The 1,504-nt window shown below is 67.7% G+C and carries 1 protein-coding gene; it reads right to left on the reverse strand.

From position 1 onward, the window contains the following. Nucleotides 1-139 precede the first annotated feature (139 nt). Complete coding sequence (gene mraY, locus x551_RS22055; protein WP_011828059.1) at nt 140-1,321, reverse strand: phospho-N-acetylmuramoyl-pentapeptide-transferase; 1,182 nt, start codon at nt 1,319-1,321, stop codon at nt 140-142. Nucleotides 1,322-1,504 lie beyond the last annotated feature (183 nt).

Raw genomic sequence — 1,504 nt, forward strand, 5'->3', positions numbered from 1 at the left:
GCGGCGGCGCCTCGCGGCTGTCGGCACGCGCACCGCGGCGCCCTGGCGCGCGCACCACTGCGCCATCGCGAGGCCCGAGTCGCCGAGGCCCAGCACGAGCACGGTCGACGAATTCTGGAAGAGGCTCATCGGCGGCGATTCAGCGCAGCTTCAGGCTGGACAGCCCGACCAGGCACAGCAGCATGGTGATGATCCAGAAGCGCACGACGACCTGCGTCTCCTTCCAGCCCGACTTCTCGAAGTGGTGATGCAGTGGCGCCATCAGCAGGATGCGCCGCCCGGCGCCGTAGCGCCGCTTCGTGTACTTGAACCAGGTGACCTGCGCCATCACCGACAGCGCCTCGAGCACGAAGATGCCGCCCATGATCGCCAGCACCACCTCCTGGCGCACGATGACCGCGATGGTGCCGAGCGCGCCGCCGAGCGCGAGCGCGCCCACGTCGCCCATGAACACCTGCGCCGGGTAGGCGTTGAACCACAGGAAGGCCAGCCCCGCGCCGGCCATCGCGGCGCAGAAGATCATCAGCTCGCCGGCGCCGGGAATGTGCGGCAGCAGCAGGTAGTTGGCGTACACCGAGCTGCCGGTCGCGTAGGCGAAGATGCCGAGCGCCGAGCCCACCATCACCACCGGCATGATCGCCAGCCCGTCGAGGCCGTCGGTCAGGTTGACCGCGTTGCTGCTGCCCACGATCACCACGTAGGTCAGGAAGATGAAGCCGAACACGCCCAGCGGGTAGCTGATGCTCTTGAAGAAGGGCACGATCAGGTCGGCCTTGGGCGGCAGGTCGTTCGAGAAGCCGCTCTGCACCCAGCGGATGAACAGCTCCAGCACGCGCAGGTTCGAGGTCTCGGACACGCTGAACGCCAGGTAGAGCGCGGCCACCAGCCCGATCAGCGACTGCCAGAAGTATTTCTCGCGCGAGCGCATGCCCTCGGGGTTCTTGTCGACCACCTTGCGCCAGTCGTCGACCCAGCCGATCGCGCCGAAGCCGAAGGTCACGATCATCACGATCCAGACGAAGCGGTTGCTCCAGTCGAACCACAGCAGCGTGCTGATCGCGATGGCCAGCAGGATCAGCGCGCCGCCCATCGTCGGCGTGCCCTGCTTCACCATGTGCTCGGCGACGCCGTACTCGCGGATCGGCTGGCCGATCTTCAGCTCGGTGAGCCGCCGGATCACGATCGGGCCGAGCGCCAGACCGATCAGCAGGGCCGTCATCGCCGCCATCACGGCGCGGAAGGTGAGGTACTGGAACACGCGCAGGAAACCGAGCTGCTCGGGATAGAGCAGTTGCAGCCATTGCGACAGGGAGATCAGCATGAAGTTGCGATGCCTTCGGTTCAGTGCGGGGTGGGCGATGCGGCGCCAGGGGCCTGCAGCGCGGCGATCACCTGCTCCATCTTCATGAAGCGCGAGCCCTTGACGACGATGGACGCGGCCTCCGGGGCGGCGTGCGTGTCCGGCCCCAGCGCCGCGATCAGCTCGGCCACGCTCGCGTGGGCC

It is taken from the genome of Methylibium sp. T29 (assembly GCF_000576205.1).
Taxonomy (GTDB): Bacteria; Pseudomonadota; Gammaproteobacteria; order Burkholderiales; family Burkholderiaceae_C; genus Methylibium; species Methylibium petroleiphilum.

Bases quoted from the DNA above. Each gene is read 5' to 3' on its own strand.
- mraY (WP_011828059.1), bottom strand. From the start codon at position 1,321: ATGCTGATCTCCCTGTCGCAATGGCTGCAACTGCTCTATCCCGAGCAG.